This window comes from Sphingomonas bacterium, from assembly GCF_903643065.1.
In the GTDB taxonomy this organism is placed as follows: Bacteria; Pseudomonadota; Alphaproteobacteria; order Sphingomonadales; family Sphingomonadaceae; genus Sphingomonas.
Genome location: NZ_CAHJWX010000240.1, coordinates 1 through 4,453, shown reverse-complemented (window position 1 = coordinate 4,453; position 4,453 = coordinate 1). Strand labels below are relative to the sequence as shown.

5 protein-coding genes and 1 pseudogene are annotated in these 4,453 nt (G+C 71.3%); 5 read left to right on the top strand and 1 reads right to left on the bottom strand.

Translation table 11 applies throughout. From position 1 onward, the window contains the following. The 3 genes and pseudogenes from HUU95_RS09370 to HUU95_RS09360 all read left to right on the top strand — a co-directional run. A pseudogene (locus HUU95_RS09370) lies at positions 1 to 529 on the top strand (ferritin-like domain-containing protein); the annotation flags it as partial. Between the two features lie 27 nt (positions 530 to 556). Further along, positions 557 to 1,540 carry a lysylphosphatidylglycerol synthase domain-containing protein gene (locus tag HUU95_RS09365; RefSeq protein WP_174279870.1) on the top strand — a complete coding sequence of 328 codons (984 nt, stop codon included), beginning with the start codon at positions 557 to 559 and terminating at the stop codon, positions 1,538 to 1,540. A 130-nt stretch (positions 1,541 to 1,670) separates the two neighbouring features. After that, the gene (locus tag HUU95_RS09360; protein ID WP_174279869.1) at positions 1,671 to 2,354 is read left to right on the top strand and encodes a murein L,D-transpeptidase catalytic domain family protein; all 684 of its coding nucleotides are present in this window, start codon (positions 1,671 to 1,673) and stop codon (positions 2,352 to 2,354) included. A 148-nt stretch (positions 2,355 to 2,502) separates the two neighbouring features. Here the strand turns inward: HUU95_RS09360 and HUU95_RS09355 are convergent, their stop codons facing one another. Then, complete coding sequence (locus HUU95_RS09355; RefSeq protein WP_174279868.1) at positions 2,503 to 3,690, bottom strand: acetyl-CoA C-acyltransferase; 1,188 nt, start codon at positions 3,688 to 3,690, stop codon at positions 2,503 to 2,505. A gap of 202 nt (positions 3,691 to 3,892) precedes the next feature. On the opposite strand from HUU95_RS09355, the gene HUU95_RS09350 reads away from it, so the two are divergent. Beyond that, positions 3,893 to 4,096: a hypothetical protein gene (locus HUU95_RS09350; protein WP_174279867.1), complete on the top strand. Its 204-nt coding sequence runs from the start codon at positions 3,893 to 3,895 to the stop codon at positions 4,094 to 4,096. Beyond that, positions 4,089 to 4,453: prepilin peptidase (locus HUU95_RS09345; protein WP_174279866.1), on the top strand; the 365-nt coding region annotated here is incomplete at its 3' end. The genes HUU95_RS09350 and HUU95_RS09345, both read left to right, overlap by 8 nt.

The following is a 4,453-nucleotide window of genomic DNA, read 5'->3' as shown; positions in this document are numbered from 1 at the left end:
CTATGTCCGCCCGCGCGATCCCGAGTTCGCGTTCATGCGCACCGGCTATTCGGAGTGCATCGACAGCTTCTTCGGCTTCGGCCTGTTCAGGATCGCCAAGGACACCGGCTTCTTCCCGCCCGAGCTGATCGACACGTTCGAGCCGGTGATGCGCGAGGAGGGGCGGCACATCCTGTTCTTCGTCAACTGGGTCGCCTGGTGGCGCCGCACGATGCCGTGGTGGCGCCGCCCCTGGTTCGAGGCCAAGGTGCTGGTCGTGTGGATGTTCCTGATCGGCGAGCGGATCAGCATGGCCAAGGGCATGGGCGGCGACAACACCCGGGCGCAGGAGAACAACTTCACGCTCAACGGCTCGAAGGAACTGGGCGTCGAGGTGAGCTTCCCCGAGCTGGCGCGGATCTGCCTCGCGGAGAACGACCGGCGCCTCGCACCCTATGACCCGCGGCTGATCCGGCCGAGGTTCGTGCCGGCGATGATGCGGCTCGCGCTCCGCTTCGCACCGAGGGCCAAAGCCCCCACGCGGGCTTAGAGGATCAGGAGCCGGAAGGATCGGGGGGTGAAGACCTGGGCTCGCGCCGGCGTCCTCCTGGCCACGATGGCGGGCATGGCGGCGGCGTGGTGGGCGTTCGGGCGCGCGGGACTGGCGAGCGTCGCGACCGTCGCCCTCCGGCTCGGGCCGGGCGGGTTCGTGTTGTTCTGCGCCTGGGCGCTCGCCACCTTCGTGCTGCTGGGCGCGGCATGGCTCGCGGCGGCGCCGGGGGAGGGGGCGGGGCGGCTGGGCCTGTTCGCCTGGGCGCGCATGATCCGCGAGGCGGTGTCGGACCTGCTGCCCCTATCGCAGCTGGGCGGGATCGTGGTGAGCGCGCGGACATTGGTGCAGGCCGGCGTTCCGGTGCCCGTGACCTGTGGTTCGCTGATGGCAGACCTTGTGACCGAGATGGCGAGCCAGCTCGCGCTGACGCTCCTGGGCCTCGCGCTGATGGTGTCGATCCTGGCCGGGCCGGGGTCCGGGTCCGGCGAGCTGCGCCCGCTGGTGATCGGCGGCATGGCCGTGATGGTCACGATCATGGCGGGCTTCTTCCTCGCCCAGCGGCACGGCCTCGCGCTGGTCGGGCGGCTGGCGGCGCGGCTGGTGCCGGGATCGGTGGCGGGAATGGCGGAGATCGAGACGGCGCGCGCGCACGTCTTCTCGCGTCCGCGCCGGATCGCGTCGGCGTTCGCGCTCAACATGCTCGCCTGGCTGGCGACGGTCGGGGGTGCGTGGCTGGCGCTGCGGCTGATGCATGCGCCGCTGTCGTTCGGCCGGACGCTGAGCCTGGAGGTACTGATCTTCACGTTGCGCTCCGTCGCGTTCGCGGTGCCGGGCGCGATCGGCTTCCAGGAGGCGGGCTACACGCTCGCGGCGCCGCTGCTCGGCCTGCCGGCGGAGGCGGCGCTGGCGCTCAGCCTCGCCAAGCGAGCGCGCGACGTCGCGATCGGGGTGCCGAGCCTGCTGGTATGGCAGCTGTCGGAGGCGCGCGCGGTGCTGCTGCGGCGATGAGGCCGGTGCCCCGCTGCGACGAACCGTGGCCCGCGCGCGCCCGGCCAAGGGTCCGGCCCGGAACGTGATCTGATCCCGGCAAGCCGACTGCGCTATGCTGGCCGCCGGCATTCCTCACTCGGCAGGTTCGATGATCGACGACTCCGCAGGCCCCCGGCGCCGCAATTTCCTGAAGTCCGGCCTGGCGCTCGCCGGTGCGCTCGCGGTCCCCGCCGCCATCTCGGCGGCGATCGGCGGCGAACCCCGCGTCCGCGGCACCCTGCGCGCCTCGTCGTTCGCGCCCGCGACGCCCACCTCTCCGCGCGTCGTCAGGCCGGAACTGATGAAGCACGCGCTGACCGCGCTCGGCCGGCACGCCGACGCGGTGCGCCATCAGGACCGGATCGCGATCGTCGACTTCACCGCGCCGTCCGCGCAGGCGCGTCTGCACATCGTCGACATCGTCAACGGCGACAGCACGTCCTATCTCGTCGCGCACGGCAGCGGTTCGGACCCCGCGCACACCGGCTGGCTCCAGCGTTTCTCGAACGACGACGGCTCGAACGCATCGTGCGAGGGCGCCTTCATCGCCAGCGACTATTATGTCGGCAAGCATGGCCGGTCGCAGCGGCTGGTGGGCCTAGACCCCACCAACGACCATGCGCTGGTGCGCGCGATCGTGGTCCACTCGGCCTGGTACTCGAACCCGGAGATGCTGCGCACCCACGGCATGCTAGGCCGCAGCCAGGGCTGTTTCGCGGTCGGCGAGGGCGATCTGCAGACGGTGTTCGACCAGCTGGGCGAAGGCCGGATGATCTACGCGGCGAAGGTGTAGGCCGCCCTCTCATCCTCCCCCGTTAGGGGGAGGTGGCAGCCCGACAGGGCTGACAGAGGGGGAGGAGCCACCGACGCTCGCGTACACAAGCCGCCCCCTCCGTCGCCTCCGGCGCCACCTCCCCCTTGCGGGGGAGGATCGGTTTCCGTCAGTTCATCAGTTCCAGCGCCATTGCGGTCGCCTCGCCGCCGCCGATGCACAGGCTGGCGACGCCCCGTCGCCGGCCCCCGTCCTGCATCGCGGCCAGCAGCGTCGCCAGCACGCGCGCGCCGCTCGCGCCGATCGGATGGCCAAGCGCGCAGGCGCCACCGTGCACGTTGACGATGTCGTGCGGCAGGCCGAGGTCGCGCATCGCGATCATCGCCACCACCGCGAACGCCTCGTTCACCTCGAACAGGTCGACGTCGCCCGTCTGCCAGCCGGCCTTTTCCAGCACCTTGCGGATCGCGGGCACGGGAGCGGTGGTGAACAGCGCGGGCGCATGGGCGTGCGCCGCCGACGACACGACCCGCGCGATCGGCGTCAGGCCCAGCCGCTCGGCGACCGACGCGCGGGTCATCACCAGCGCGGCCGCGCCGTCGGAGATCGACGAGGCGTTAGCGGCGGTGATCGTCCCGTCCTTCGAAAAGGCGGGCTTCAGCGTCGGGATCTTGGCGATGTCGCCCTTCGCCGGCTGCTCGTCCTCGCTCACCGTCACCGATCCCTTGCGGCCCGCGACAGCCACGGAAACGATCTCGCGGTCGAAGGCGCCGTTCTTCTGCGCGCGCTGCGCCCGGTGCAGCGACTCGATCGCGAAATCGTCCATCGCCGCGCGCGTGAACTGGTATTGCGCGGCGCTCTCCTCGGCGAAGCTGCCCATCAGCTTGCCGTGATCGTAGGCGTCCTCCAGCCCGTCGAGGTACATGTGGTCGTACATCGTGTCATGGCCGATGCGCGCGCCGGCGCGGTGCTTCCTCGACAGATAGGGTGCGTTCGTCATGCTCTCCATGCCGCCGGCGATGCCGAGGTCGAGCGACCCCGCCGCCAGCGCCTCGGCGGTCATGATCGCGGCCTGCATCCCGCTGCCGCACATCTTGTTGACGGTCGTCGCCTCGACATGCGTGCCGAGGCCCGCGCCGATGGCCGCCTGGCGCGCGGGCGCCTGGCCGAGCCCCGCGGACAGGACGCAGCCCATCGTGATCCGCTCGACGTCCGCCGCCGATACGCCCGCCCGCTCCACCGCACCCGCGACCGCCGCCGTGCCGAGCTGCGTCGCGCTGGCGCCGGCGAGCGAACCCTGGAACGATCCCATCGGCGTGCGGGCATAGGACAGGATGACGACGGGGTCGGTGGCCATGGGGTGAATGCTCCGGAGAAAGTCTGTTGCTGCACCGCAATATAGTCGGCGGCACCGATCGATGCAAACGACCGGCCGTTCGCGCGGGCGTTCGCGCAGGTCGTCGCGGGGCAACGTCGGCCGTATCCAGCCGGCGTGTTTTCGCTCAAGGCGGCGCATGGATCCTGCCACCGTTCTCAAATGGACCGCTTCGGTCAGCGGCATGATCGCCGCGCTGCTGGTCGCCGCGGACCTGGGCAAGCGCGACACCGGCCTTGGCATGCTGCTGTTCTGCGGCTCCGCGATCGCGTGGCTCGGAGGCGCGGCGTTGACAGGCGATTGGGCGTTGGGCACGCAGAACGTCGTGCTGTTCGCGATCGACGTCTTCGGGGTCTATCGATACCTCATCCGCGACGCGGATGGCTGAGCCGGGGCTGCCGGACGCCGTCTGGCCGGCCGCGCTGTTCCTCGCCGGATTGATCGCGGGAAGCTTCCTTGCAACGCTGGTGATACGCTGGCCGCAGGGCCGGTCGGTGGCGAGCGGGCGTTCGGCGTGCGACGGGTGCGGCCGGCCGCTGACCGTCGTCGACCTCGTTCCCCTGATGGGAGCACTCCTCGCTCGCGGGCGATGCCGGGCGTTGGCGTGCGGCGCCGCGATTGACCCTCGCCACTGGTGGATCGAGCTTGGCTGCGGCGTCGTCGGCGCGCTGGCGGGGTGGACGGCCCCCGGCTGGGTGGGCGCGGGCGGCGCGCTGTTCGGCTGGCCGCTGATCGCGCTCGCGGC

Bases quoted from the DNA above. Each gene is read 5' to 3' on its own strand.
- HUU95_RS09360 (WP_174279869.1), top strand. From the start codon at position 1,671: ATGATCGACGACTCCGCAGGCCCCCGGCGCCGCAATTTCCTGAAGTCC.
- HUU95_RS09355 (WP_174279868.1), bottom strand. From the start codon at position 3,690: ATGGCCACCGACCCCGTCGTCATCCTGTCCTATGCCCGCACGCCGATG.
- HUU95_RS09350 (WP_174279867.1), top strand. From the start codon at position 3,893: ATGATCGCCGCGCTGCTGGTCGCCGCGGACCTGGGCAAGCGCGACACC.